Origin of the sequence: Neotamlana sedimentorum, assembly GCF_000943565.1 — a bacterium.
GTDB classification, from domain to species: domain Bacteria; phylum Bacteroidota; class Bacteroidia; order Flavobacteriales; family Flavobacteriaceae; genus Neotamlana; species Neotamlana sedimentorum.
This window is the reverse complement of the sequence record NZ_JTDW01000001.1, coordinates 276,783-300,320: the sequence shown is the minus strand read 5'-3', so window position 1 is coordinate 300,320 and position 23,538 is coordinate 276,783. Positions and strand designations below refer to the sequence as shown.

Here is a 23,538-nt window from a genome sequence, read left to right as displayed (position 1 = left end):
GTAAAATAAAACATTGAAAACTAACATTTCTAATTAGTTAGAAATTTACATAAATATGAAACGAGCAATTTTCCCAGGATCTTTCGATCCATTAACCTTAGGTCATCACGATATTATTACACGTGGTATTCCACTTTTTGATGAAATTATAGTTGCTATTGGTATTAACGCCGATAAAAAATACATGTTTTCGTTAGAAGAACGCAAAAAATTCATTGAAGAGGCTTTTAAAGACGAACCTAAAATAAAAGTAACTACCTATAAAGGTTTAACAGTGGATTATTGTAAAGCTATGGACGCTGAATTTATTTTACGTGGATTAAGAAATCCTGCAGATTTTGAGTTTGAAAAAGCCATTGCACACACCAACCGAAGCCTCTCGGAAATTGAAACTGTATTTTTATTAACAGCATCTCGAACCTCGTATATTTCATCGTCTATTGTACGTGATGTTATTAGAAATAACGGTGATTATACCTTACTTGTTCCAGATAGTGTTCGGGTCAAGTAATATGTGAATTAAATGCTAAAATCTTACGCTAGCCTTAATTTATAATTATCTTGCCACAAAAAACGCATGAAAACATTAAGAGAGCAAACCGATGCTAAAATAGCTGCAGGACGTAAAGCTAAACCAAGTTTTATGGCTGGCGTTGATGAAGTAATTAGTAAAGCAAAAGCTTTTGAAGAAGGTGCTGATGCATTAAAAGTTGGAGAAAAAGCTCCCGATTTTAGTTTACCAAATGCAAAAGGCGATACTATTTCCTTATATAATTTATTAAACAACGGGCCTGTTGTGTTAACGTTTTACCGCGGTAGCTGGTGCCCTTATTGTAACTTACAACTTCGAGCTTTACAAGCGAAATTAAACGAAATTGAAGATTTAGGAGCCACATTGATTGCTGTTAGCCCAGAAGTTCCTGACGGGTCGCTTACAGAAAATGAAATTAACAATATGGAATTTACTGTTTTGTCTGATCAAGATGCTAAAACAGCTAAAAACTATGGTGTAGCGTGGGAAGTTCCGGAGTTTTTAATGGAACATATGCGCGTAGATAGAAATCTTGATTTAAAAAAAATAAATAACGGTAATGCAAATGTGTTGCCTATACCAGGAACCTTTATTATTAATAAAGATGGTATTGTTACATGGAACTATGTTAATGTTGACTATAGAACCAGATCTGAGCCTGATGAAATTATTGAAGCTTTAAAGGCTTTGAAATAATAAATCAATTCCTAATAGAAATAAAAAAAGCATCTTTAAAAGATGCTTTTTTTATATTATAATTTATAATGTGATAATGGTTTAGGGAATTGTTCTGGATTTGCAGCTAAATGATAACGCGGATCTTCAACATCTTCAACAATAACCTCTTTAAATTTAGGGCTCGATTTATAAAGAAGTACTTTACAATCTTCACTTAAATGCTTTAACTTTATTTTTTTTCCGGCAGCTTCATATTTTTCAACTAAATTAAAAATAGCTTCAATAGCAGAATGATCGCTTACTCTTGATTCTACAAAATCAATTTCAACCATTTCCGGATCTGTTTTCACATCAAACTTTTCATTAAATGCTTGAATCGACCCAAAAAATAATGGCCCCCAAATTTCGTATACTTTTGTACCGTCTTCACGCATGCGTTTTCTAGCTCGAATACGTTTAGCATTTTCCCAAGCAAATGCCAGTGCAGAAATAATAACCCCAACAAAAACAGCAACGGCTAAATCTACAAAAACAGTAACTAAAGACACAGTAATTAACACAACGGCATCAGATAAAGGTATTTTCTTTAAAATACGGAAACTAGACCATGCGAAGGTTTCAATAACCATCATAAACATAACGCCTACTAAAGCTGCAATTGGCACCATTTCGATAAGTTTATCTGCAAAAAGAATAAAGGATAATAATGTAACAGCCATCATAATTCCAGATAATCTTCCGCGGCCACCAGCATTAATATTAATTACAGTTTGCCCAATCATACCGCAACCTCCGGTTCCACCGAACAACCCTGAAACAATATTTCCAGCACCTTGGGCGACACATTCGCGGTTACCATTTCCTCTAGTTTCAGTTATTTCATCAACTAAATTCATGGTCATTAAAGTTTCAATTAAACCAACCGACGCTGCTAAAAACGCAGGTAATGCAATAAACTTTAAAGTATCTAAATTTATAGGCAAGTTTTGCCAAAGCTCGATATTTGGTGTAGGAAATTCACCTTTTAAACCAGTTCCGCCTCCTTCAATAATATACGAACCAACTGTAGTAACATCTAAATTAAAACCAATAACAATTAGCGAAGTAACTATTATAGCGGTTAAAGCTGCTGGCAATTTCTTAGTTAATTTAGGTAAACCCCAAATAATTCCCATGGTTAAAAGGACTAAACCAATCATGGTGTAAAGCTCTGTGCCTTGCATGTAATGACTAATATATTCTTTTACTCCAGCATCGGAAACTTGTAATGTTTTATGAGAAAACATTTTAACTTGAGCCATAAAAATAACTATGGATAGCCCGTTAACAAAACCCATCATTACAGGATGCGGAATTAAACGAACAAATCGACCTAGTTTTAAAACACCAGCTAAAATTTGAATAATTCCCATAAGAATTACACAAGCCATAAGATAAAAGAAGCCCATGTTTTCTATTGGTGTGTCCATTAGCATGCCTTTGGTGTGTCCTTCGGCAATCATATGAACAAAAATAACAGCTACTGCACCGGCTGCTCCAGAAATTAAACCTGGGCGACCTCCAAAAACAGCAGTAATTAAACCAATTATAAAAGCACCAGATAATGCCATTAACGGATCTATTTGTGCCACAAAAGCAAAGGCTACAACCTCTGGAATCATAGCTAAGGATACGGTAACCCCACTTAAAATGTCGTTTTTAACGTTTGGACGCTGCTTTCTGAAAAAATTTGTCATGACCCGGTATTTATTGCTGCAAATTTAAGCTTAATATACAGGCCCGCAAATCTATAAAAATTAATTACGCCAGAATTTATACTATAACGATTGAGAAAATTAAAGAGGTGTGTTTTTTAACCATGAAATTGCCTCATCACGTATCCTAAACACCTTAATATTTAAATTTTTATGATTATTTACGCTTAGTAACGTATCTGTAGCTAATAAACTCGCCGAAGTCCAAACAATTACAGCAGTAGCGTTAATTTCTTTTAAATCAGCAATTATTTGTTGAGCACCATAAGTATAGGAATAAGAATTTGTTTTATTTATTAAAAGATTAAATGGAGCTTCTAAAAAAGATAGCAGGAAATCATGACATTCATCCACCATAATTTCATTTAAAATTATACCTTCATTTACTATAATTTCAGCTAAATTAGTCGCTAATAATTTTATAGTTCCAAAAGAAAGCTTGTAACTTTTTTTCATTAAAAATTTTAGTTCAGAGAATATTTAAGTTAAATTAACTTGTTTTCAACTAAGTTAAATAAAACGCGTGGTAAATTTTCGCATTTAGTTATTTTTTGTCCAAAGTCATATTTTTTCGTTAATATTTAAATTTAACACAAATTAACCTACAAGTGAGTGATATCAACGTTCACTTTAAACGATTATCCGGGTTTAAAATTAACACAGATTGGTCAATATTATTTTCAATTATATTAATTTAAACAATTTAATCACGAATTAAGGGCAAGGTAGAACAACGGAGTAACCCTTCTTGTTTGGCTATTTCGGTATAAGGAACTTCTTCAACAATAAAACCTTCTGAACGTAACCAATTGTTAAGTCGGGTGAAGTTTTTTTCTGAAATAACAATATCTTCAGAAATTGAAAATACGTTACTATTCATATTATACATTTCCTCTTTAGTGATTTCGAAAATATTTTGTTTTTTGAAGAAATTTATCAACCATTCATACTCTTCTTCTATTAAAAATCCGTTTTTATGAATAATAGCTTTACCTCTTCCTAAAGGTTGAAAACAACAATCGAGATGTAGTGCATTTTCTTTTGCATTAGTGTTAGATTTTCGAAGCTCGAACGATTTGACAATTTTATTTGGGAACAATCTCTGAATGGCTAATACAGCCGCTTTGTTGGTTCTAGCCGTTATATAGTTTGGGTAATCAACTCCGGAATATGTACCAATAAAAATGTAATCATTCCATGGCATAACATCGCCACCTTCTACATGACAATCTTCTGGAAGAATAATTCTATTTTCGTGTTTAACTTGATCCCATACATATTTAATGGCCCGTACTTCCGCCTCTCGATTTGGTAAAATATTGGCCCGAATTATTTTATCTTCAATTACAAAGGCTATATCACGGGAAAATATTTGATTACAATCTATAATAACTTCAGGCCTAAAAACTTGAACGTTATATTTTTTAAAAACTTGAGCTACGGCTTCCATTTCTAAAACCATATCAGATTCTTTCGGATAAGTACCTGCTTTTACATGCTCTATACTTTTCGGGTCATAGCAATCTTCAAGTTTTGGTACTGGACCATTACTTTCGGCTGTTCCTAAAATTACAGCACGGAGTCTTGAAGTTTCGTTTTTAACATTTAGTTTTAACATATTGTAAATATAAAAAAGCTTCACAAGAACTAACTTATGAAGCTTTATATTTTACAGTATTATTTTAAACCTACTTTTTTATCTCTCATTTATGGTTTTAAATGCTCTTTGATTTTCACCTATATAAACCTGTCTTGGGCGACCAATTGGTTCTTTACGTAAGCGCATTTCTCTCCATTGTGCGATCCATCCTGGTAAACGACCTAAAGCGAACATTACCGTAAACATTTCTACAGGAATATCCATTGCGCGATAAATAATACCGGAATAAAAATCTACATTAGGATATAATTTTCGGTCTACGAAGTATGGATCTTCTAAAGCTTCTTTTTCAAGACCCCTTGCAATATCTAAAATAGGATCACTAATTCCTAAGTCCCCTAAAACTTCATCAGCCGCCTTTTTTATTATTCTCGCTCTAGGATCGAAATTTTTATAGACACGGTGACCAAACCCCATTAAACGGAAAGGATCACTTTTATCTTTTGCTTTTGCCATATATTTTTTAGTGTCTCCACCATCTGCTTTTATAGCTTCAAGCATTTCTAAAACGGCTTGGTTAGCCCCACCATGAAGTGGTCCCCAAAGCGCAGAAATACCTGCAGATAAAGATGCAAATAATCCAGCATGTGATGAACCAACAATTCTTACTGTTGAAGTAGAACAGTTTTGTTCATGGTCCGCATGAAGAATTAATAATTTATCTAGAGCATCTTTTATAATTGGGTTAACTTCAAACTCTTCATTAGGCTGTTTAAACATTAAGTACATAATGTTTTCAACATAACCTAAAGATTTTTTTCCATAGTTTAAATGTAAACCTTTTTTCTTACGCATAGTCCACCCAACTAACAATGGAAATTTTCCTAAAATTGTAACAATGGCATTATACATATCTTCTTGTGACTCGATGTTAACCGAAATTGGATTAAATGCCGTTAAGGCACTTGTTAAAGAAGATAATACACCCATAGGATGGGCATTTTTTGGAAACGCTTCAAGAATCTTTCTTACATCATCATCGACTAATGAATTTTCCTTAATATCATTTTCAAATTTTTCTAACTGACTTACTGTTGGAAGTTCTCCAAAAATTAGCAAATACACTACTTCTAAAAAATCTGCTTTTTCAGCTAATTCTTCTATAGAATACCCACGATATCTTAAAACACCTTTTTCTCCATCTAGAAACGTAATAGCACTCTCACAAGAACCTGTATTTTTATATCCTGGGTCAACGGTTATAACCCCGCCTGTTGACGCTCTTAATTTAGATATGTCTATTGCAACTTCATCTTCTGTTCCCTTGATTAAAGGAAACTCATTTTTTTGCCCGTTAATTTCAATTGTAGCAGTATTTGCCATGTTTAATTTAGTATTATTTTAAGTTTTATTTTGCCGAATGCTAAAGTACAAAATTAGGTTTGATTTTTAAAGATATATTAATATTGGTTTACCAATTTTTAGTGTTGCTACAAAAAAGGGCAAATAAAAAAGCGATTATTACAATAATAATCGCTTTTTAGTTTAAAATGTAAGTTAATTTTACTTTATTTTAAATGCATTTTTACCAGGAAAATAAGCAACATCTCCTAATTCTTCTTCGATACGTAATAATTGGTTGTATTTTGCCATACGATCGCTACGTGAAGCAGAACCCGTTTTAATTTGGCCTGTGTTTAATGCTACTGCTAAATCTGCAATAGTATTATCTTCGGTCTCTCCAGAACGGTGAGACATTACAGAAGTATAACCAGCGTTATGAGCCATGTTTACAGCTGCAATAGTTTCGGTTAAAGTACCTATTTGATTTACCTTAATTAAAATTGAATTAGCAATACCATTATCAATTCCTTTTGATAAACGCTCTACGTTTGTTACAAATAAATCGTCGCCAACTAATTGTACTTTATCTCCAACAAGTTCGGTTAAATATTTCCAACCGTCCCAGTCGTTTTCATCCATACCGTCTTCAATAGAAATAATAGGATATTTTTCTACTAATTCGGCTAAATAATCGGCTTGTTCTTTACTAGTTCTAATAACTCCAGTTTCACCTTCAAACTTAGCATAATCGTATTTACCATCCACATAAAATTCTGCCGAAGCACAATCTAATGCTATCATTACTTCATCTCCAAATTTATAACCAGCATTTTCAACAGCTTTTGCTATAGTTTCTATAGCATCTTCTGTACCATCCAAAGTTGGTGCAAAACCACCTTCGTCGCCAACTGCTGTGCTTAAATTACGGTCGTGTAATACTTTTTTAAGGTTGTGAAAAATTTCTGTTCCCATTTGCATAGCGTGGGTAAAACTTTTGGCCTTAACTGGCATTACCATAAATTCTTGGAATGCAATTGGCGCATCACTATGCGAACCACCATTAATAATATTCATCATTGGTACTGGTAATGTGTTTGCAGAAACACCACCGACGTATCTGTATAAAGGTAAACCAAGTTCTCCTGCCGCCGCTTTAGCTACTGCTAAAGAAACTCCTAAAATGGCATTGGCTCCTAATTTTGATTTGTTTGATGTACCGTCTAACTCAATCATTATTTTATCAATGAGGTTTTGTTCAAAAACAGAAACACCTAATAATTCTTGAGCGATAATAGCGTTAACATTTTCAACAGCTTTTAAAACACCTTTACCCATATAGGTATTACCACCGTCTCTTAACTCAACGGCTTCGTGTTCTCCTGTTGATGCTCCAGATGGCACTGCGGCTCTTCCTAAAACATCGTTTTCTGTTACTACATCTACTTCTACAGTAGGGTTTCCTCTAGAATCTAAAATTTGTCTTGCGTGAACATTAACTATTACACTCATAATTAGTTTATTTTAATCTTTATTTAATTCAAATTTACGGTTTAATCTTGTTATTATTTCATCCTTTATAAAAGAATTTCGTAAAAACATATCGATAACGTTTTAGTAATAAAAAAAACCTCAAAAACAGCGAACTGATTTGAGGTTTATTTAAACTATTTTTTAATATTTTCTATGAATTGATTGAACAAATACGACGAATCGTGAGGACCAGGACTTGCTTCTGGGTGATATTGTACCGAAAAACAGTTTTTATCTTTCATGGCAATACCTGCAATGGTATTATCATTTAAATGAACATGTGTAATTTCTAACGCTGTATTTGCTTCGGTTTCTTCTCTATTAATAGCAAAACCATGATTTTGAGATGTAATTTCGCCTTTTCCGGTTACTAAATTTTTAACCGGATGGTTTATACCTCGATGCCCATTATACATTTTGTAAGTTGATACACCATTTGCCAAGGCTATAACTTGATGCCCTAAACAAATACCAAAAAGTGGTAAATTTCTTTTAATAATCTCTTTAGCTAATGCTTGAGCTTCAACTAGAGGTTCTGGATCTCCAGGACCATTAGACAAGAAATAGCCATCTGGTTTAAAAGCTTCTAAATCTTCGAATTTAGAGTTATAAGGAAATACTTTAACGTAAACATCACGTTTTGCAATGTTACGTAATATGTTAGTTTTAATTCCAATATCCAGGGCTGCCACTTTATAAGTAGCATTTTCGTCGCCGTAATAATATGGTTCTTTGGTTGAAACTTTTGAAGCTAACTCCAGTCCTTCCATATTTGGTACTTCGGCAAGTTGTTTTTTAAGGCCCGCGATATTATCAACTTCTGTTGAAATTATAGCATTCATTGCGCCGTGTTCTCGAATATAACTTACAAGTGCACGTGTATCGACATCTGAAATTGCTAAAAGATTATTTTTATCTAAAAATTCTTCTAATGAAGCATCGGCTGCATCTCTTGAATAATCGTAACTAAAGTTTTTTACAATTAAACCTGCTATTTTAACAGCGTTCGATTCGACTTCATCTGTATTTGTTCCATAATTTCCAATATGGGCATTTGTAGTAACCATAATTTGACCGAAATACGAAGGATCTGTAAAAATCTCTTGGTATCCTGTCATTCCTGTGTTAAAACAAACTTCGCCAAATGCGGTACCTTGCTTGTTTGCTACTGCCTTACCATGAAAAATTGTGCCATCTGCTAGAAGAACAATGGCCTTTTGTCGTTTTTGATATCTCATTTAAAAAAAAGTTTCACAAAATTGATAAAAAAAAAGGACAAACTAAAATAGTTTATCCTTTCTTTTTTAACTTTTAATAGAAAAGTAATAACTTAATATTTTTTTGACATCGGAAATTTCGTTATACTTTAGTTTTTCCTTTTTCGCAAAAGTTTTAACCTGACTCGTATAACTACTTTGAATCAATTTTAAAACCCCCGATTTTTTTAATTTAATAGGTTCCATTTTTTCATCTGCAACGGTTCGTAAGTAAAACTCTTTTTCAGATGAATATTGTTTTGGAGTTAAATATTGTTTTGTTAACGGATCCATACTACCAGAAGTTATTTTGAGCTTATATTTTGATAAAAGGGCAAATTTATTTTCATCTTCTAGTAATACTTGATAAAAATCGTCTGTATCTAATTCGTTACTATGAAAAGGCTTAAAAACCAATAAGTCAATAGCTATTTGTTTTAACTTGTTACTTTCTGGGCTTAAAACAAAAATAGAATCGTCATCAAATTTAACTTCAAACCTTTCATCTTTAATATTATAATTTACAGCATCTATAACAAAAGTTTTTTCACCAAACCATATTTTAGCCTTTTTATTCCACTGGCTAAACAAATATGGGCTTCCTTCAATATTATCATCTCTATCGTTAAAATTAGTATGATAAGTCGTTGCTTTCATTCCAGAGAACAAGCTTGAAGATTCCTTTGAATTACCTCCTTAATCCACTTGTACCTAAATTAGTTTGAGCTAAACAATTTAAAGTTGCAAAAAGTACTAAATAGCATGTGATTTTTTTTAACATATATTACAGTTTTTAATTAACAAAAAAAAGATAAGCTTTTGGCTTATCTTTTTTAAATACATTTTATTCTTCTTCGTTTGAAGCTTGTGTTTCAACTGGAGCAGCTTCAGCTGGTTTCGAACCACCTCGTCTACTTCTTCTTGTTGTTTTCTTTTTAGGTTTGTCGGCGTTGTATATATCGTTGTAATCTACAAGCTCTATCATCGCCATATCGGCATTATCACCTAAACGATTTCCTAATTTAATTATACGTGTATAACCACCTGGTCTGTCGGCTACTTTTGTAGCTACTTCTCTAAACAATTCAGTAACGGCATCTTTTTGTCTTAAGCGTGACATTACAATACGTCTGTTATGTGTAGTGTCTTCTTTAGATTTTGTTACTAAAGGCTCAACAAATTGTTTTAAAGCTTTTGCTTTTGCAACGGTTGTGTTAATACGCTTGTGCTCTATTAAAGAACATGCCATATTTGCTAACATTGCTTTTCTGTGAGCTGTTTTTCTACCTAAATGATTTACTTTTTTTCCGTGTCTCATGACTTTTGTTTTAAACCTCTATCTTGCTACTATATCCTATTAGGAGAGCAAACTATAAAGGAGTTAATAAAATTAATCTTTATCTAATTTATATTTGCTTAAGTCCATTCCGAAATTTAAACCTTTAACATTTACTAGTTCTTCTAGCTCGGTTAATGATTTCTTACCAAAGTTACGGAATTTCATTAAATCATTCTTGTTAAATGATACTAAGTCGCCTAAAGTATCTACTTCAGCAGCTTTTAAACAGTTAAGTGCACGTACAGATAAATCCATATCTACTAATTTTGTTTTTAGTAGCTGTCTCATGTGAAGTGATTCTTCATCATAAGTTTCAGTTTGTGCAATTTCATCAGCTTCTAAAGTGATACGCTCATCAGAGAATAACATGAAGTGGTGAATTAATGTTTTTGCTGCTTCAGTTAAAGCGTCTTGTGGTGTAATTGATCCATCTGTAAAAATTTCAAAAACTAATTTTTCGTAATCAGTTTTTTGCTCTACACGATAGTTTTCAATACTATACTTAACGTTTTTTATTGGCGTGTAAATAGAATCGGTAAAAATAGTTCCAATTGGAGCCGAAGGTTTTTTGTTTTCTTCAGCAGGCACATAACCTCTACCTTTTTCTATTGTAATTTCTAAATTTAAATTTACTTTAGGATCTAGGTTACAAATTACCAATTCTGTGTTTAATACTTGGAAACCTGAAATAAATTTTTGAAAATCGCCAGCTGTAATACGGTCTTGACCAGAAATTGAGATTGACACCGATTCGTTATCGATATCGTCAATTTGTCTTTTAAAACGTACTTGCTTTAAATTTAAAATAATTTCGGTAACATCTTCTACAACACCTGCAATGGTAGAGAATTCATGATCTACACTCTCGATGCGTATAGATGTTATTGCAAAACCTTCTAACGATGAAAGTAACACACGTCTTAACGCATTACCTACTGTTAAACCGTAACCTGGTTCTAGCGGTCTGAATTCGAACTTTCCTTCGAAATCAGTAGAATCGATCATGATTACTTTGTCCGGCTTTTGAAAATTAAATACTGCCATAGTTTTTTCTTCGTTTTAATTGTTATTTAGTTGCGCGGTTTATAAGTTTGAAGAAGTACGAATAAACCCTTTGGCTAAATACCAATGATTGTTAATTATTATTTAGAGTATAATTCGACGATGAATTGCTCGTTTATGTTTTCTGGAATTTGAATTCTTGCAGGAACGGCTACATAAGTACCTTGCTTAGTATCGTTATTCCAAGTAATCCATTCGTATACATTGCTTGAATTTGAAAGCGAACGCTCGATAGCTTCTAAAGACTTCGATTTTTCTCTTACAGCAACAACATCACCAGCTTTTAATTGATAAGAAGGAATATTTACCAACTCACCATTAACTGTAATGTGTCTGTGAGAAACTAATTGTCTTGCACCACTTCTTGTTGGAGCAATTCCCATACGGAAAACAACGTTGTCTAATCTAGATTCACAAAGTTGTAATAAAACTTCACCAGTAATTCCTTGTGCAGCTCTAGCTTTTTTAAATAAACCTCTAAATTGTCTTTCTAAAATACCGTAAGTATATTTAGCTTTTTGCTTTTCCATTAATTGGATAGCGTATTCAGATTTTTTACCGCGACGTCTGTTGTTACCGTGTTGCCCAGGAGGGTAATTTCTTTTTTCGAAAGACTTATCGTCTCCAAAGATAGCTTCGCCAAACTTACGAGCTATTTTAGTTTTAGGACCAGTATATCTTGCCATTTTAAAATTAAATTATGAGAGAATTTGTGAATTAAGGTCTTAATCTTATCCTTCGACAAACGTATTTCTCTCGTTGATACTTGTTTATATTATTTTTTTTGGTTTGCAAATGTACATAAAAAAACAAATATCAGCTATATATAGCTGATATTTATTTAACTTACATATATATGCAATTATACTCTACGACGTTTTGGAGGACGACAACCGTTATGTGGTAATGGAGTTACATCGATAATTTCTGTAACTTCGATCCCTGCATTGTGGATTGAACGAATAGCAGATTCTCTACCATTTCCAGGTCCTTTAACGTATACTTTTACCTTTTTTAAACCTGCTTCTGAAGCTACTCCAGCCGCATCTTCTGCTGCTAATTGCGCTGCATAAGGTGTATTTTTCTTTGAACCTCTAAATCCCATTTTACCAGCTGAAGACCATGAAATAACGTCTCCATTTTTATTGGTAAGTGAAATTATGATATTGTTAAAAGATGCTGTAACGTGAGCTTCACCTACAGACTCAACAATAACTTTACGTTTTTTTGTGCTTGTTTTTGCCATATTCTTTTAGTTTTTAGTTGCTAGCTTTTAGTTATTGGAATCCTAAACTTTTACATTTCAAACAGATTCTTCTAACGTCCAAATACTAATGAACTAATGACTGTTAAATTATTTTACTTATGCTTTTTTCTTGTTAGCAACAGTTTTTCTTTTACCTTTTCTTGTTCTAGAGTTATTCTTAGTACGTTGTCCTCTTAAAGGAAGACCCGCTCTGTGACGAATACCTCTATTACAACCGATATCCATTAAACGCTTAATGTTTAATTGAGTTTCAGAACGTAACTCACCTTCAATAGTAAAGGCAGCGATAGCTTCACGAATACCGCTAATATCATCGTCTGTCCAATCTTGAACTTTGGTACTTTCATCAACTTTAGCTGTAGCTAAAATTTCTTTTGCTCTACTTCTACCTACACCGTAGATATAAGTTAAAGAGATAACTCCTCTTTTGTTTTTTGGTATGTCTACACCTGCAATTCTTGCCATATTGATTTTAGTTTTTAGTTGTTAGCTTTTAGTTGTTAGAATCCTAAACATTTCTATTTCAAACAGATTCATCTAACGTCTAATTACTAATGACCTTAATTCTATTTTATCCTTGTCTTTGCTTAAATCTAGGATTCTTTTTGTTAATTACGTAAAGTCTACCTTTTCTACGCACTATTTTACAATCTGCGCTTCTTTTCTTTACTGATGCTCTTACTTTCATGAGTCTTAGTATCTATAGGTTATACGAGCCTTAGTTAAATCGTAAGGACTCATTTCTAATTTTACTTTATCACCTGGTAATAGCTTAATGTAATGCATACGCATTTTACCAGATATATGTGCAGTCACAATGTGACCATTTTCTAATTCTACACGAAACATCGCATTAGATAATGCTTCTATAATTGTTCCGTCTTGCTCTATTGCTGCTTGCTTTGCCATAGTATAATAATTAAGCTACTGCTTTTCTATTTTTACCTGTTTTCATCAAACCATCATAGTGTCTATTTAACAAATAAGAATTTATTTGTTGCATAGTATCTATAGCAACCCCAACCATAATTAACAAGGATGTGCCACCAAAAAACATAGCCCATGTTTGTTGAACTCCCATAAGTTTAACTATAAATGCAGGGAATATTGCAATTAAAGCTAAAAATATAGAACCTGGTAAGGTAATTTGAGACATGATTTTATCTAAATACTCCGAAGTTTCAGAACCTGGACGGATACCAGGAATAAAACCACCGCTACGTTTTAAATCGTCGGCCATTTTATTAGTTGGAACCGTAATTGCAGTATAAAAATATGTAAACACAATAATTAATAAAGCAAATGTTAGGTTGTATGTAAATCCGAATAAATCAGAATAATTTGTTGTTAACCATGCTCCAAAACTGGTATCTTTTAAGAAAGACGATCCTCCAATTAATCCAGGCACAAACATAATAGCTTGGGCAAATATAATTGGCATTACACCAGAAGCATTTAATTTTAATGGTATGTACTGTCTAGAACCAGCAACGGCTGCCTTTTCGTAACCTCCAGTAGCTGTTCTTCTTGCATATTGAACGGCAATTTTACGAACACCCATTACTAACATAATAGATGCTAATATTATTACAAACCAAATTACAAGTTCGAAAAGAATTAACATAACGTTATTACCTTCTAATCTAGTAGCTGCGTTTTGTAAAAAGGCCTGTGGTAAAGTAGCAATAATACCAACCATAATTAATAATGAAATACCATTACCAATTCCTTTATCGGTAATTTTTTCACCTAACCACATCGCAAAAATACATCCTGTTACTAATATAGATACTGAAGAGAAATAAAATGTAAACCCAGTTCCTAATAAAAAGGCGCTCTGAGGAATACCTAATGCAGGTAAACTAGCTAAATAACCTGGTGCTTGTAATAAACAAATAGCGATGGTTAACCAACGTGTTATTTGTGTTATTTTTTTCTGACCACTAGCTCCTTCTTTTTGTAATTTTTGTAAATAAGGAATTGCAATTCCCATTAATTGAACAACAATAGAAGCAGAAATGTAAGGCATAATACCAAGTGCAAATACCGATGCATTTGCAAACGCTCCACCTGTAAATGCATTAAGTAAGCCTAATAAGCCGCTATCCGTACTATCAGATAATCCGCCTAATTGAGCAGCATCAATACCAGGTAAAACTACTTGAGCACCAAATCGATAAACTAATAATAACGTTAAAGTAACAACTATACGGTTTCTTAGTTCTTCAATTTTCCAAACATTTTTTATTGATTCTATAAACTTCATACTTATAAAATGTCTTAAATTGTTACAGCTTCACCTCCAGCAGCTTCGATAGCAGCTTTTGCAGTAGCAGTAAACTTATGAGCAGATACTTTTAATTTTGCTTTTAATTCGCCACGACCTAATATTTTTACTAAATCGTTTTTACCAACTAAGCGGTTTGCAAATAATGCATCAAAATCTACAGTATCATTAATCTTCTTATCATCAACCAATTGTTGTAAAGTATCTAGGTTTATACCTTGATATTCTACACGGTTAATGTTTGTAAAACCAAATTTAGGTACACGACGTTGAAGCGGCATTTGCCCACCTTCAAATCCTAATTTCTTAGAATAACCAGAACGTGACTTAGCTCCTTTGTGACCACGAGTAGCGGTACCACCTTTACCAGAACCTTGACCACGACCGATGCGTTTTCCTTGGCTTTTTACTGAACCTTGTGCAGGTTTTAAATTACTTAAATCCATTTTTCAGTTTTATTTTTTAAGCTTCTTCAACAGAAACTAAATGTGACACTTTTGCAACCATACCAAGAATATTTGGTGTAGCTTCAAATTCTTTTACTTGACCAATTTTTTTAAGACCAAGAGCTTCTAAAGTTCTTTTTTGTCTTAAAGTACGATTGATTGCGCTTTTAACTTTTGTTACTTTAATCTTTGCCATTTCTGTCTTTTATTAAGCGTTAAAAACTTGTTCAAGTGAAATACCTCTATCCTTTGCAATGGTTTTCGCATCTCTTAATTGTAATAAAGCATCAAAAGTTGCTTTAACTACGTTATGTGGATTTGAAGACCCTTGAGATTTAGATAATACATCGTGTACACCAACGGCTTCTAATACTGTTCTTACAGCACCACCCGCGATTACACCTGTACCAGGGGCAGCAGGAATAATATTTACTCTTGCACCTCCGTATTTACCTTTTTGCTCATGAGGTAAAGTTCCTTTTATAATAGGAATACGAACTAGGTTCTTTTTAGCATCTTCTACAGCTTTTGCAATTGCACTAGCTACGTCTTTAGATTTTCCTAAACCTTGTCCTACAACACCAGCTTCATCACCAACCACTACGATTGCCGAGAAACCAAATGCTCTACCACCTTTTGTTACCTTTGTAACTCTTTGTACACCAACTAAACGATCTTTAAGATCTAATCCACTTGGTTTTACTAGCTCTGCGCTTTTATATTTTTGAAACATAATATCTTAGAATTTAAGTCCTGCCTCTCTAGCTCCTTCAGCTAATGATTTTACTCTACCATGGTATAAATAACCACCTCTATCGAAAGCGATAGTTTCTATACCTGCCTTAAGTGCTTTCTCAGCTATAGCCTTACCTACTAATTTAGCAGCTTCAACTTTATTAACTTTAGCAGTATCTATACTTTTATCTCTTGATGATGCCGAACCAATGGTTACACCAGTTACATCATCAACTATTTGAGCATAAATTTCTTTATTACTTCTGTAAACAGCTAATCTAGGTCTTGCTTCTGTACCAGAAACAACCTTACGAATTCTGTTTTTTATTCTTAATCTTCTTTCGTTCTTTGTTAATGCCATAACTAAATTTATTAAGCTGATTTACCTGCTTTTCTTCTAATTTCCTCACCAACAAACTTAATACCTTTTCCTTTGTAAGGTTCAGGTTTTCTAAAGCCACGAATTTTAGCAGCTACTTGACCAACAAGTTGTTTGTCAAAAGAAGTTAGTTTTACAATTGGGTTCTTACCTTTTTCTGAAACTGTTTCCACTTTTACTTCTGGAGCAATATCCAAAACGATATTATGAGAAAAACCAATTGCAAGGTCTAATTTTTGTCCTTGGTTAGATGCTCTATAACCTACACCTACCAACTCTAATTCTTTAGTCCATCCTTTTGACACACCATCAATCATATTAGCCATAAGCGATCTGTATAAACCGTGCTTAGCTTTTTGATCTTTAGTCTCTGCAGAACGAGTAACAATTACGTTAGCATCTTCTACTTTGATATCTACTGTATCAAAATTTTGAGTTAGTTCTCCTAATTTTCCTTTTACAGTTACAACATTATCTTTAACATCGACTGTTACACCCTCTGGAATGGCTACTGGATTATTTCCTATTCTTGACATTTCTTTTAGGTTTTAAATTAGTAAACATAACATAAAACTTCTCCACCAACATTTTCTTTTTTGGCTTGTTTACCTGTCATTACACCATGAGATGTAGAAATGATAGCAATACCTAAACCATTAAGAATTCTTGGTAACTCATCGGCACCAGCATACTTACGTAAACCTGGTGTACTAATGCGTTGAAGCTTTTTAATTACTGGTTCTTTTGTTTCTTTGTTGTACTTAAGAGCAATTTTAATTGTTCCTTGTACGGTCGAATCATCAAACTTATAACTTAAAATATATCCTTGTTCGAATAATATTTTAGTCATGTTTTTCTTTAAATTAGAAGCAGGAATCTCAACCACTCTATGGTTAGCACGCACTGCGTTTCTAATTCTTGTAAGATAATCCGCAATTGGATCTGTATACATATTTATTAATTTGCGGTAGTGGTTTTCAAGAAACCTTTTCTCTTGAACCTAAAACCAATTTATAATTCTTTTTTTACCAACTTGCTTTTTTAACCCCTGGGATTAATCCTTGGTTAGCCATTTCTCTAAACATTACACGAGATATACCAAAGTTTCTCATGTAACCTTTAGGCCTTCCTGTAAGCTTACATCTGTTATGCATGCGAACAGGTGAAGCGTTTTTTGGTAACTTTTGTAATGCTTCGTAATCTCCAGCTTCTTTTAAAGCCTTTCTTTTTTCAGCATATTTAGCTACTGTTTTAGCTCTTTTTACCTCACGGGCTTTCATTGATTCTTTAGCCATATCTTAGTTCTTTTTAAAAGGTAACCCTAATTCAGTTAATAACGATTTTGCTTCTTTATCTGTTTCTGCAGAAGTTACAAATGTAATATCCATACCAGAAATTTTATTTACCTTATCGATATTTATTTCTGGGAAAATGATTTGTTCTGTGATTCCTAAGTTGTAGTTACCACGACCATCAAAACCTGTTGCCTTGATACCATTAAAATCTCTTACACGAGGTAAGGCAGAAGTTACCAATCTATCTAAAAATTCATACATTCTTTCTCCACGCAAAGTTACTTTTACGCCAATTGGCATACCTTTACGTAATTTAAAAGATGCAACATCTTTTTTAGATAATGTTGCTACGGCTTTTTGTCCAGATATCGTAGTTAATTCTTCTACAGCGTAGTCGATTAATTTTTTATCTGCAACTGCAGCTCCAACACCTTTAGATATTACTATCTTTTGTAGTTTAGGAACTTGCATTACATTTTGATATCCAAATTCGTCTGTAAGAGCTGCAATTACTTTGCTTTTATACTCCTCTTTAAGTCTTGGTGAATATGCCATAACTATATTACTTCATTAGATTTTACTGAGAATCTTACTTTTTGGTCACCTTCTGTTCTATAACCTATACGAGTTGTTTCACCTTTAGCGGTTAACAATGATAAGTTTGAGATGTGAATTGGTGCTTCCTTCTCTACAATGCCTCCTTGAGGATTTTGTGCACTTGGTTTAGTATGTTTCTTTACCAAATTAACACCCTCAACAATGGCTTTGTTTTTTTCTATTAATACCTTTTGTACTTTACCTTCGCTACCTTTATGGTCTCCAGCAATTACTTTTACAGTATCTCCAGTTTTAATTTTAAGCTTTGTCATCTTAATAATGTATTAAAGCACTTCTGGTGCTAATGATACAATTTTCATGAATTGTTTATCACGAAGTTCTCTAGCAACAGGACCAAAAACACGTGTTCCTCTCATCTCACCCGCTGGGTTCAATAAAACACAAGCATTGTCATCGAATCTAATATAAGATCCATCTGGTCTTCTTACTTCCTTTACAGTACGTACTACAACTGCAGTTGACACGGCTCCTTTTTTAATGTTACCGTTTGGAGTAGCATCTTTAACAGACACTACAATTTTATCACCTACAGAAGCGTATCTTCTTTTAGTACCACCTAGAACACGGATAGTTAAAACTTCCTTTGCTCCAGTGTTATCTGCTACTTTTAATCTTGATTCTTGTTGTACCATAATTATTTCGCTCTTTCAATTATTTCAACTAATCTCCAACATTTAGATTTACTTAAAGGTCGTGTTTCCATGATTCTTACTGTATCTCCTTCGTTGCAGTCATTTTTCTCGTCGTGCGCAACATATTTCTTTGTTTTTAACACGAACTTTCCGTACATAGGGTGTTTTACTTTTTTCACCTCAGAAACCACAATTGATTTCTGCATTTTGTTACTTGTAACAACTCCTATACGTTCTTTTCTTAAATTTCTTGTTTCCATATTTAAGCAGAATTATTGTGAATCTCTTTTAGTTAGTTCTGTCGCAATTCTAGCTACCGAACGTCTTACTGAACGTAACTGGATTGGATTTTCTAAAGGAGAAATTGCATGAGCCAATTTTAGGTCTGAATAACTCTTTTTTACTTCACTAAGTTTTTCTTGTAACTCAGCAACAGATAATTCTTTAATTTCTGATTGTTTCATAATATCAAATAAATTATGCTTCGTAATCTCTAGCGATTAAAAACTTAGTTTTTACTGGTAGTTTTTGTGCTGCAAGACGTAACGCTTCTTTAGCCACGTCTAATGGCACACCACCGATTTCAAAAAGTACTCGTCCTGGCTTTACAACAGCTACCCATAATTCTACGGCACCTTTACCTTTACCCATACGTACTTCAAGAGGCTTTTTTGTAATTGGCTTGTCTGGAAAAATTTTAATCCAAAGTTGCCCTTCTCTTTTCATGTAACGTGTAGCGGCAATACGTGCTGCTTCAATTTGACGCGATGTTATAAATACTGAGTCTAATGCTTTTATTCCAAAGGTTCCGTTTGAAAGTTGGTGCCCTCTTCCGGCATTTCCTTTCATACGTCCTTTTTGCTGCTTACGAAATTTTGTTCTTTTAGGCTGTAACATGTTTCTTTACTTTATAAAAAATTACTTTCTACTGCGACGAGGTCCTTTGTTTCCACGTCCAGCGCCACCTTTTCCTTGCTTCTTAGATAATCCTACAAGCGGAGAAAGCTCTCTTTTACCATATACTTCGCCTTTCATGATCCATACTTTAACACCTAATCTACCATAAGTAGTATGTGCTTCAACTAAAGCATAGTCAATATCGGCTCTAAAGGTTGATAAAGGAATACGTCCTTCTTTGTAGTGTTCAGAACGTGCCATTTCAGCACCGTTTAAACGACCACTAATTTGGATTTTAATTCCTTCAGCGTTCATGCGCATTGTAGCAGCAATAGCCATTTTGATTGCACGACGGTAAGAAATACGATTTTCTATCTGTCTAGCAATACTTGATGCTACTAAAAATGCATCTAGTTCAGGTCTTTTAATTTCAAAAATATTAATCTGAACTTCTTTACCAGTAATCTTCTTAAGCTCTTCTTTTAACTTGTCTACCTCTTGTCCGCCTTTACCAATAATGATACCTGGGCGAGCTGTAGTGATAGTAACGGTTACAAGTTTAAGAGTACGCTCGATAATTACTCTACTTACACTAGCCTTAGAAAGACGTACATGAACGTATTTTCTAATTTTATCGTCTTCGGCAAGCTTATCTCCATAATCATTACCTCCGTACCAGTTAGATTCCCATCCTCTGATAATACCTAAGCGATTTCCGATTGGATTTGTTTTTTGTCCCATACTTCTATCTTAGCTTTGTGTGTTATTGTTAGCACCAACCACTAATGTTACGTGGTTAGAACGTTTTCTAATTCTGTGTGCACGACCTTGAGGCGCTGGACGTAATCTTTTTAACATAGATCCGCCATCTACTCTAATCTCTTTTACAAATAATTCTGCAGATTCAACATCAGCATCTTCGTTTTTAGCTTGCCAGTTAGCAATAGCCGAAAGTAATAACTTTTCTAAACGACCTGAAGCTTCTTTCTGATTGAATTTTAAGATATTTAGTGCATTTTCTACCTTTTCACCTCTTACTAAATCGGCTACTAAACGCATTTTTCTTGGTGATGTAGGACAGTTATTAAGTTTTGCAAAAGCAACTTGCTTTTTTGCTTCCTTAATAGCGTCTGCCATTTGTTTTTTACGACTTCCCATAGCTTACTACTTTTTACCTTTGTTTTTAGCACCTGCATGTCCACGGAATGAACGTGTTGGTGAAAATTCTCCTAATTTATGACCTACCATGTTTTCTGTTACATAAACAGGAACAAATTGACGGCCATTGTGTACTGCTATAGTTTGTCCTACAAAATCTGGAGTTATCATACTAGCTCTAGACCAAGTTTTGATAACTGTTTTTTTGTTAGCCTCAACATTTGCAGCTACTTTTCTTTCTAATTTATAATGAACGTAAGGTCCTTTTTTTAATGATCTTGCCATGTCTTATTTCTTTCTACGTTCTACAATATATTTATTACTTGCTTTAGTTTTAGAACGTGTTCTAAATCCTTTTGCCGGTATACCATTTCTAGAACGTGGGTGACCACCTGAAGCACGTCCTTCACCACCACCCATTGGGTGATCGATTGGGTTCATTACTACTGGTCTAGTTCTTGGACGACGTCCTAACCAGCGCGTTCTACCTGCTTTACCACCAACAAGTAATTGGTGATCTGAATTTGATACTACACCTATTGTAGCCATACACGTTACAAGAATTAAGCGTGTTTCACCAGAAGGTAATTTTACTGTAGCAAACTTACCATCTCTCGCCATTAATTGAGCAAATGCACCAGCACTACGCGCCATAACAGCACCTTGACCTGGACGTAACTCTAAACAAGAGATAATTGTACCTAATGGAATTTCACTTAATGGCATTGCATTTCCTATTTCAGGAGCGATACCTTCTGTACCAGATACCACATTTTGCCCAACTTGTAATCCATTTTGAGCGATCATGTATCTTTTTTCGCCATCTTGATAATTCAATAACGCGATAAAAGCGGTTCTGTTTGGATCGTATTCGATAGACTTAACTTCTGCTGGAATTCCAGTTTTGTTGCGTTTAAAATCGATAATACGATACTTTCTTTTATGACCACCACCAATATAGCGCATGGTCATTTTTCCTTGACTGTTTCTACCACCAGACCTTTTATTCGGAACAAGTAAACTTTTTTCCGGCTTATCAGTAGTTATGGCGTCATACCCATTTACTACTCTAAAACGCTGTCCTGGTGTGATTGGTTTTAATTTTCTTACTGACATTTTTTGTCTAATTACATGTTACTGTATAAATCAATCATTTCACCTTCCGCCAGTTGTACTAAAGCTTTTTTCTTAGCATTAGTTTTACCATGTTGAATACCAGTTTTTGTATACTTAGTATTTCTATCTGGACGGATATTAATAGTACGAACTTTTTCAACAGAAACACCATATGCAGCTTCTACTGCATTTTTAATTTCTATCTTGTTCGCCTTTGTATTCACTTCGAATGTGTAGCAGTTTCTTAACTCGCTATCAGCAGTCGCTTTTTCTGTGATTATAGGTTTAATTAAGATACTCATCTGTTTCTTATTTACTTAAGTTTGTTTCAATTCCTTCTAAAGCGCCTTCTAAAAGGACTACTTGACTTGCATTTAAAATTTTATAAGTGCTTAATTCTGAAGAAGTTACAACTTCAGAGCCTTTTAAATTACGCGATGACAAATATACATTATTATTCGACGCGCCCAACACAAATAAAGATTTTTTATTCTCTAGTTCTAAGGCTTTTAACACTGCAGTAAAGTTTTTAGTTTTTACTGTTTCGAAGTTAAAGTCTTCTAGAACTGTAATTGACTGCTCACCTGCCTTAATACTTAAAGCCGATTTACGTGCTAAACGCTTAAGGTTTTTATTAAGTTTGAAGTTATAATTTCTAGGTCTTGGACCGAACATACGACCACCACCTTTAAACACACCAGACTTAATAGAACCAGCTCTTGCAGTACCTGTTCCTTTTTGCTTTTTAATCTTACGAGTACTACCAGCAATCTCACCTCTTTCTTTAGATTTGTGAGTTCCTTGGCGTTGGTTAGCTAAATATTGTTTAACATCTAAGTAAACCGCATGATTATTAGGCTCAATAGCAAACACATCGTTAGAAAGCTCTGCTTTTCTACCTGTGTCTTTTCCGTTTATATCTAAAACTGCTACTTTCATTATTTTCTAACAATTACATAAGCGTTTTTGTGTCCAGGTACACAACCTTTAACAACAAGTAAATTCTTTTCAGGAACTACTTTTAAAACTCTTAAATTTTGAACTTTCACTTTTTCTCCACCCATTCTTCCGGCCATACGCATTCCTTTGAATACTCTAGCAGGGTAAGAAGCAGCACCAATAGAACCTGGCGCTCTTAAACGGTTATGCTGACCGTGAGTAGCTTGACCTACACCACCAAAACCATGACGTTTTACAACACCTTGAAATCCTTTACCTTTTGATGTACCTGAAATATCAACAAATTCACCTTCAGCAAAATGATCTACTGTTATAGCATCACCTAATTTGTACTCCGCATCAAAACCTTTAAATTCAACAACTTTGCGTTTTACAGAAGTACCCGCTTTTTTAGCATGACCTAAGTCTGCTTTTGTAGCGCTTTTTTCTGTCGCGTCATCGAAACCTAATTGAACAGCTTCATAGCCATCAACCTCTTCAGTTCTGACTTGGGTAACGATACATGGTCCAGCTTCGATTACCGTACAAGGAATGTTTTTCCCGTTTTCGTCGAAAATGCTGGTCATACCGATTTTTTTTCCAATTAACCCAGACATAATTTAATTATTAATTTATTTATTACTTATTTAAAAAAAATTCAAGGACAAAATACG

At 33.8% G+C, this 23,538-nt stretch carries 37 protein-coding genes; 2 read left to right on the top strand and 35 right to left on the bottom strand.

Annotation, left to right across the window (positions count from 1 at the left end):
* Nucleotides 1-55: 55 nt before the first annotated feature.
* Together coaD and PW52_RS01375 are read left to right on the top strand one after the other, a co-directional pair.
* On the top strand, nt 56-511 hold the full coding sequence (coaD, locus tag PW52_RS01380) for a pantetheine-phosphate adenylyltransferase (protein ID WP_044631124.1): 456 nt from the start codon (nt 56-58) through the stop codon (nt 509-511).
* A gap of 66 nt (nt 512-577) precedes the next feature.
* A complete protein-coding gene (locus tag PW52_RS01375) occupies nt 578-1,228 on the top strand; it encodes a peroxiredoxin-like family protein (protein WP_044631123.1) in 651 nt (216 codons plus the stop codon).
* A gap of 56 nt (nt 1,229-1,284) precedes the next feature.
* Here PW52_RS01375 and PW52_RS01370 read toward each other — a convergent pair whose 3' ends face one another.
* The 35 genes from PW52_RS01370 to rplC all read right to left on the bottom strand — a co-directional run bounded on the left by PW52_RS01370 (nt 1,285) and on the right by rplC (nt 23,481).
* Nucleotides 1,285-2,946 carry a SulP family inorganic anion transporter gene (locus tag PW52_RS01370; protein WP_044631122.1) on the bottom strand — a complete coding sequence of 554 codons (1,662 nt, stop codon included), beginning with the start codon at nt 2,944-2,946 and terminating at the stop codon, nt 1,285-1,287.
* Between the two features lie 99 nt (nt 2,947-3,045).
* Nucleotides 3,046-3,420, bottom strand: coding sequence for a hypothetical protein (locus PW52_RS01365; protein ID WP_044631121.1), 375 nt, complete (start codon nt 3,418-3,420; stop codon nt 3,046-3,048).
* A 247-nt stretch (nt 3,421-3,667) separates the two neighbouring features.
* The gene (locus PW52_RS01360) at nt 3,668-4,582 is read right to left on the bottom strand and encodes a dimethylarginine dimethylaminohydrolase family protein (protein WP_044631120.1); all 915 of its coding nucleotides are present in this window, start codon (nt 4,580-4,582) and stop codon (nt 3,668-3,670) included.
* A 78-nt stretch (nt 4,583-4,660) separates the two neighbouring features.
* Nucleotides 4,661-5,947, bottom strand: coding sequence for a citrate synthase (locus PW52_RS01355; RefSeq protein ID WP_044631119.1), 1,287 nt, complete (start codon nt 5,945-5,947; stop codon nt 4,661-4,663).
* 180 nt (nt 5,948-6,127) lie between these two features.
* The gene (gene eno, locus PW52_RS01350) at nt 6,128-7,417 is read right to left on the bottom strand and encodes a phosphopyruvate hydratase (protein ID WP_044631118.1); all 1,290 of its coding nucleotides are present in this window, start codon (nt 7,415-7,417) and stop codon (nt 6,128-6,130) included.
* Between the two features lie 155 nt (nt 7,418-7,572).
* The gene (gene carA / locus PW52_RS01345) at nt 7,573-8,676 is read right to left on the bottom strand and encodes a glutamine-hydrolyzing carbamoyl-phosphate synthase small subunit (RefSeq protein ID WP_044631117.1); all 1,104 of its coding nucleotides are present in this window, start codon (nt 8,674-8,676) and stop codon (nt 7,573-7,575) included.
* 66 nt (nt 8,677-8,742) lie between these two features.
* Nucleotides 8,743-9,351, bottom strand: a complete 609-nt coding sequence (locus tag PW52_RS01340; RefSeq protein WP_044631116.1) for a hypothetical protein — start codon at nt 9,349-9,351, stop codon at nt 8,743-8,745.
* A 187-nt stretch (nt 9,352-9,538) separates the two neighbouring features.
* A complete protein-coding gene (rplQ, locus tag PW52_RS01335) occupies nt 9,539-10,012 on the bottom strand; it encodes a 50S ribosomal protein L17 (RefSeq protein WP_044631115.1) in 474 nt (157 codons plus the stop codon).
* Nucleotides 10,013-10,084: 72 nt separating this feature from the next.
* Nucleotides 10,085-11,077, bottom strand: coding sequence for a DNA-directed RNA polymerase subunit alpha (locus PW52_RS01330; protein ID WP_044631114.1), 993 nt, complete (start codon nt 11,075-11,077; stop codon nt 10,085-10,087).
* Between the two features lie 98 nt (nt 11,078-11,175).
* Nucleotides 11,176-11,781: a 30S ribosomal protein S4 gene (rpsD, locus tag PW52_RS01325; protein WP_044631113.1), complete on the bottom strand. Its 606-nt coding sequence runs from the start codon at nt 11,779-11,781 to the stop codon at nt 11,176-11,178.
* Nucleotides 11,782-11,957: 176 nt separating this feature from the next.
* Complete coding sequence (rpsK, locus tag PW52_RS01320; protein ID WP_044631112.1) at nt 11,958-12,341, bottom strand: 30S ribosomal protein S11; 384 nt, start codon at nt 12,339-12,341, stop codon at nt 11,958-11,960.
* A gap of 117 nt (nt 12,342-12,458) precedes the next feature.
* The gene (rpsM, locus tag PW52_RS01315) at nt 12,459-12,827 is read right to left on the bottom strand and encodes a 30S ribosomal protein S13 (RefSeq protein ID WP_044631111.1); all 369 of its coding nucleotides are present in this window, start codon (nt 12,825-12,827) and stop codon (nt 12,459-12,461) included.
* A gap of 106 nt (nt 12,828-12,933) precedes the next feature.
* Entirely contained in the window at nt 12,934-13,050 is a 117-nt protein-coding gene (gene ykgO / locus PW52_RS17310) for a type B 50S ribosomal protein L36 (protein ID WP_013305171.1), read from the bottom strand.
* 5 nt (nt 13,051-13,055) lie between these two features.
* Nucleotides 13,056-13,271, bottom strand: coding sequence for a translation initiation factor IF-1 (gene infA, locus PW52_RS01310; RefSeq protein WP_007094967.1), 216 nt, complete (start codon nt 13,269-13,271; stop codon nt 13,056-13,058).
* 10 nt (nt 13,272-13,281) lie between these two features.
* On the bottom strand, nt 13,282-14,628 hold the full coding sequence (gene secY / locus PW52_RS01305) for a preprotein translocase subunit SecY (protein WP_044631110.1): 1,347 nt from the start codon (nt 14,626-14,628) through the stop codon (nt 13,282-13,284).
* A 14-nt stretch (nt 14,629-14,642) separates the two neighbouring features.
* The gene (gene rplO / locus PW52_RS01300) at nt 14,643-15,095 is read right to left on the bottom strand and encodes a 50S ribosomal protein L15 (RefSeq protein ID WP_044631109.1); all 453 of its coding nucleotides are present in this window, start codon (nt 15,093-15,095) and stop codon (nt 14,643-14,645) included.
* Nucleotides 15,096-15,111: 16 nt separating this feature from the next.
* Nucleotides 15,112-15,291, bottom strand: coding sequence for a 50S ribosomal protein L30 (gene rpmD, locus PW52_RS01295; protein ID WP_044631108.1), 180 nt, complete (start codon nt 15,289-15,291; stop codon nt 15,112-15,114).
* Between the two features lie 12 nt (nt 15,292-15,303).
* On the bottom strand, nt 15,304-15,828 hold the full coding sequence (gene rpsE / locus PW52_RS01290) for a 30S ribosomal protein S5 (protein ID WP_044631107.1): 525 nt from the start codon (nt 15,826-15,828) through the stop codon (nt 15,304-15,306).
* A 6-nt stretch (nt 15,829-15,834) separates the two neighbouring features.
* Nucleotides 15,835-16,191: a 50S ribosomal protein L18 gene (gene rplR, locus PW52_RS01285; RefSeq protein ID WP_044631106.1), complete on the bottom strand. Its 357-nt coding sequence runs from the start codon at nt 16,189-16,191 to the stop codon at nt 15,835-15,837.
* An 11-nt stretch (nt 16,192-16,202) separates the two neighbouring features.
* Nucleotides 16,203-16,745 (bottom strand): 50S ribosomal protein L6, encoded by a 543-nt coding sequence (gene rplF / locus PW52_RS01280; protein ID WP_044631105.1) that lies wholly within the window; start codon nt 16,743-16,745, stop codon nt 16,203-16,205.
* A 17-nt stretch (nt 16,746-16,762) separates the two neighbouring features.
* On the bottom strand, nt 16,763-17,161 hold the full coding sequence (gene rpsH, locus PW52_RS01275) for a 30S ribosomal protein S8 (protein ID WP_044631104.1): 399 nt from the start codon (nt 17,159-17,161) through the stop codon (nt 16,763-16,765).
* Between the two features lie 73 nt (nt 17,162-17,234).
* Nucleotides 17,235-17,504: a 30S ribosomal protein S14 gene (gene rpsN / locus PW52_RS01270; protein ID WP_044631103.1), complete on the bottom strand. Its 270-nt coding sequence runs from the start codon at nt 17,502-17,504 to the stop codon at nt 17,235-17,237.
* Nucleotides 17,505-17,507: 3 nt separating this feature from the next.
* Nucleotides 17,508-18,059: a 50S ribosomal protein L5 gene (gene rplE, locus PW52_RS01265; protein WP_044631102.1), complete on the bottom strand. Its 552-nt coding sequence runs from the start codon at nt 18,057-18,059 to the stop codon at nt 17,508-17,510.
* Between the two features lie 2 nt (nt 18,060-18,061).
* Nucleotides 18,062-18,373, bottom strand: a complete 312-nt coding sequence (gene rplX, locus PW52_RS01260; protein WP_044631101.1) for a 50S ribosomal protein L24 — start codon at nt 18,371-18,373, stop codon at nt 18,062-18,064.
* A gap of 12 nt (nt 18,374-18,385) precedes the next feature.
* Entirely contained in the window at nt 18,386-18,754 is a 369-nt protein-coding gene (rplN, locus tag PW52_RS01255; RefSeq protein WP_027138502.1) for a 50S ribosomal protein L14, read from the bottom strand.
* A gap of 2 nt (nt 18,755-18,756) precedes the next feature.
* Nucleotides 18,757-19,014, bottom strand: coding sequence for a 30S ribosomal protein S17 (rpsQ, locus tag PW52_RS01250; RefSeq protein ID WP_044626931.1), 258 nt, complete (start codon nt 19,012-19,014; stop codon nt 18,757-18,759).
* Between the two features lie 12 nt (nt 19,015-19,026).
* Nucleotides 19,027-19,218 (bottom strand): 50S ribosomal protein L29, encoded by a 192-nt coding sequence (rpmC, locus tag PW52_RS01245; protein ID WP_044631100.1) that lies wholly within the window; start codon nt 19,216-19,218, stop codon nt 19,027-19,029.
* Nucleotides 19,219-19,231: 13 nt separating this feature from the next.
* Complete coding sequence (gene rplP / locus PW52_RS01240; protein WP_044626933.1) at nt 19,232-19,651, bottom strand: 50S ribosomal protein L16; 420 nt, start codon at nt 19,649-19,651, stop codon at nt 19,232-19,234.
* A gap of 21 nt (nt 19,652-19,672) precedes the next feature.
* Nucleotides 19,673-20,392 carry a 30S ribosomal protein S3 gene (rpsC, locus tag PW52_RS01235; RefSeq protein ID WP_044626934.1) on the bottom strand — a complete coding sequence of 240 codons (720 nt, stop codon included), beginning with the start codon at nt 20,390-20,392 and terminating at the stop codon, nt 19,673-19,675.
* A gap of 9 nt (nt 20,393-20,401) precedes the next feature.
* Entirely contained in the window at nt 20,402-20,809 is a 408-nt protein-coding gene (gene rplV / locus PW52_RS01230; protein WP_044631099.1) for a 50S ribosomal protein L22, read from the bottom strand.
* 6 nt (nt 20,810-20,815) lie between these two features.
* Complete coding sequence (rpsS, locus tag PW52_RS01225; RefSeq protein WP_013869040.1) at nt 20,816-21,094, bottom strand: 30S ribosomal protein S19; 279 nt, start codon at nt 21,092-21,094, stop codon at nt 20,816-20,818.
* A 3-nt stretch (nt 21,095-21,097) separates the two neighbouring features.
* A complete protein-coding gene (gene rplB / locus PW52_RS01220; protein WP_044631098.1) occupies nt 21,098-21,925 on the bottom strand; it encodes a 50S ribosomal protein L2 in 828 nt (275 codons plus the stop codon).
* Nucleotides 21,926-21,936: 11 nt separating this feature from the next.
* Nucleotides 21,937-22,227, bottom strand: coding sequence for a 50S ribosomal protein L23 (rplW, locus tag PW52_RS01215; RefSeq protein ID WP_044631097.1), 291 nt, complete (start codon nt 22,225-22,227; stop codon nt 21,937-21,939).
* A 7-nt stretch (nt 22,228-22,234) separates the two neighbouring features.
* Nucleotides 22,235-22,864 (bottom strand): 50S ribosomal protein L4, encoded by a 630-nt coding sequence (rplD, locus tag PW52_RS01210; RefSeq protein WP_044631096.1) that lies wholly within the window; start codon nt 22,862-22,864, stop codon nt 22,235-22,237.
* Entirely contained in the window at nt 22,864-23,481 is a 618-nt protein-coding gene (gene rplC / locus PW52_RS01205; RefSeq protein ID WP_044631095.1) for a 50S ribosomal protein L3, read from the bottom strand. The genes rplD and rplC overlap by 1 nt, the downstream gene beginning before the upstream one ends.
* Nucleotides 23,482-23,538: the final 57 nt, after the last annotated feature.

Excerpts from the sequence above, each read along its gene's own strand:
- coaD (WP_044631124.1), top strand. The coding sequence starts at position 56 with ATGAAACGAGCAATTTTCCCAGGATCTTTCGATCCATTAACCTTAGGT.
- PW52_RS01375 (WP_044631123.1), top strand. The coding sequence starts at position 578 with ATGAAAACATTAAGAGAGCAAACCGATGCTAAAATAGCTGCAGGACGT.
- PW52_RS01370 (WP_044631122.1), bottom strand. The coding sequence starts at position 2,946 with ATGACAAATTTTTTCAGAAAGCAGCGTCCAAACGTTAAAAACGACATT.
- PW52_RS01365 (WP_044631121.1), bottom strand. The coding sequence starts at position 3,420 with ATGAAAAAAAGTTACAAGCTTTCTTTTGGAACTATAAAATTATTAGCG.
- PW52_RS01360 (WP_044631120.1), bottom strand. The coding sequence starts at position 4,582 with ATGTTAAAACTAAATGTTAAAAACGAAACTTCAAGACTCCGTGCTGTA.
- PW52_RS01355 (WP_044631119.1), bottom strand. The coding sequence starts at position 5,947 with ATGGCAAATACTGCTACAATTGAAATTAACGGGCAAAAAAATGAGTTT.
- eno (WP_044631118.1), bottom strand. The coding sequence starts at position 7,417 with ATGAGTGTAATAGTTAATGTTCACGCAAGACAAATTTTAGATTCTAGA.
- carA (WP_044631117.1), bottom strand. The coding sequence starts at position 8,676 with ATGAGATATCAAAAACGACAAAAGGCCATTGTTCTTCTAGCAGATGGC.
- PW52_RS01340 (WP_044631116.1), bottom strand. The coding sequence starts at position 9,351 with ATGAAAGCAACGACTTATCATACTAATTTTAACGATAGAGATGATAAT.
- rplQ (WP_044631115.1), bottom strand. The coding sequence starts at position 10,012 with ATGAGACACGGAAAAAAAGTAAATCATTTAGGTAGAAAAACAGCTCAC.
- PW52_RS01330 (WP_044631114.1), bottom strand. The coding sequence starts at position 11,077 with ATGGCAGTATTTAATTTTCAAAAGCCGGACAAAGTAATCATGATCGAT.
- rpsD (WP_044631113.1), bottom strand. The coding sequence starts at position 11,781 with ATGGCAAGATATACTGGTCCTAAAACTAAAATAGCTCGTAAGTTTGGC.
- rpsK (WP_044631112.1), bottom strand. The coding sequence starts at position 12,341 with ATGGCAAAAACAAGCACAAAAAAACGTAAAGTTATTGTTGAGTCTGTA.
- rpsM (WP_044631111.1), bottom strand. The coding sequence starts at position 12,827 with ATGGCAAGAATTGCAGGTGTAGACATACCAAAAAACAAAAGAGGAGTT.
- ykgO (WP_013305171.1), bottom strand. The coding sequence starts at position 13,050 with ATGAAAGTAAGAGCATCAGTAAAGAAAAGAAGCGCAGATTGTAAAATA.
- infA (WP_007094967.1), bottom strand. The coding sequence starts at position 13,271 with ATGGCAAAGCAAGCAGCAATAGAGCAAGACGGAACAATTATAGAAGCA.
- secY (WP_044631110.1), bottom strand. The coding sequence starts at position 14,628 with ATGAAGTTTATAGAATCAATAAAAAATGTTTGGAAAATTGAAGAACTA.
- rplO (WP_044631109.1), bottom strand. The coding sequence starts at position 15,095 with ATGGATTTAAGTAATTTAAAACCTGCACAAGGTTCAGTAAAAAGCCAA.
- rpmD (WP_044631108.1), bottom strand. The coding sequence starts at position 15,291 with ATGGCAAAGATTAAAGTAACAAAAGTTAAAAGCGCAATCAATCGTACT.
- rpsE (WP_044631107.1), bottom strand. The coding sequence starts at position 15,828 with ATGTTTCAAAAATATAAAAGCGCAGAGCTAGTAAAACCAAGTGGATTA.
- rplR (WP_044631106.1), bottom strand. The coding sequence starts at position 16,191 with ATGGCATTAACAAAGAACGAAAGAAGATTAAGAATAAAAAACAGAATT.
- rplF (WP_044631105.1), bottom strand. The coding sequence starts at position 16,745 with ATGTCAAGAATAGGAAATAATCCAGTAGCCATTCCAGAGGGTGTAACA.
- rpsH (WP_044631104.1), bottom strand. The coding sequence starts at position 17,161 with ATGTATACAGATCCAATTGCGGATTATCTTACAAGAATTAGAAACGCA.
- rpsN (WP_044631103.1), bottom strand. The coding sequence starts at position 17,504 with ATGGCTAAAGAATCAATGAAAGCCCGTGAGGTAAAAAGAGCTAAAACA.
- rplE (WP_044631102.1), bottom strand. The coding sequence starts at position 18,059 with ATGGCATATTCACCAAGACTTAAAGAGGAGTATAAAAGCAAAGTAATT.
- rplX (WP_044631101.1), bottom strand. The coding sequence starts at position 18,373 with ATGACAAAGCTTAAAATTAAAACTGGAGATACTGTAAAAGTAATTGCT.
- rplN (WP_027138502.1), bottom strand. The coding sequence starts at position 18,754 with ATGGTACAACAAGAATCAAGATTAAAAGTAGCAGATAACACTGGAGCA.
- rpsQ (WP_044626931.1), bottom strand. The coding sequence starts at position 19,014 with ATGGAAACAAGAAATTTAAGAAAAGAACGTATAGGAGTTGTTACAAGT.
- rpmC (WP_044631100.1), bottom strand. The coding sequence starts at position 19,218 with ATGAAACAATCAGAAATTAAAGAATTATCTGTTGCTGAGTTACAAGAA.
- rplP (WP_044626933.1), bottom strand. The coding sequence starts at position 19,651 with ATGTTACAGCCTAAAAGAACAAAATTTCGTAAGCAGCAAAAAGGACGT.
- rpsC (WP_044626934.1), bottom strand. The coding sequence starts at position 20,392 with ATGGGACAAAAAACAAATCCAATCGGAAATCGCTTAGGTATTATCAGA.
- rplV (WP_044631099.1), bottom strand. The coding sequence starts at position 20,809 with ATGGGAAGTCGTAAAAAACAAATGGCAGACGCTATTAAGGAAGCAAAA.
- rpsS (WP_013869040.1), bottom strand. The coding sequence starts at position 21,094 with ATGGCAAGATCATTAAAAAAAGGACCTTACGTTCATTATAAATTAGAA.
- rplB (WP_044631098.1), bottom strand. The coding sequence starts at position 21,925 with ATGTCAGTAAGAAAATTAAAACCAATCACACCAGGACAGCGTTTTAGA.
- rplW (WP_044631097.1), bottom strand. The coding sequence starts at position 22,227 with ATGAGTATCTTAATTAAACCTATAATCACAGAAAAAGCGACTGCTGAT.
- rplD (WP_044631096.1), bottom strand. The coding sequence starts at position 22,864 with ATGAAAGTAGCAGTTTTAGATATAAACGGAAAAGACACAGGTAGAAAA.
- rplC (WP_044631095.1), bottom strand. The coding sequence starts at position 23,481 with ATGTCTGGGTTAATTGGAAAAAAAATCGGTATGACCAGCATTTTCGAC.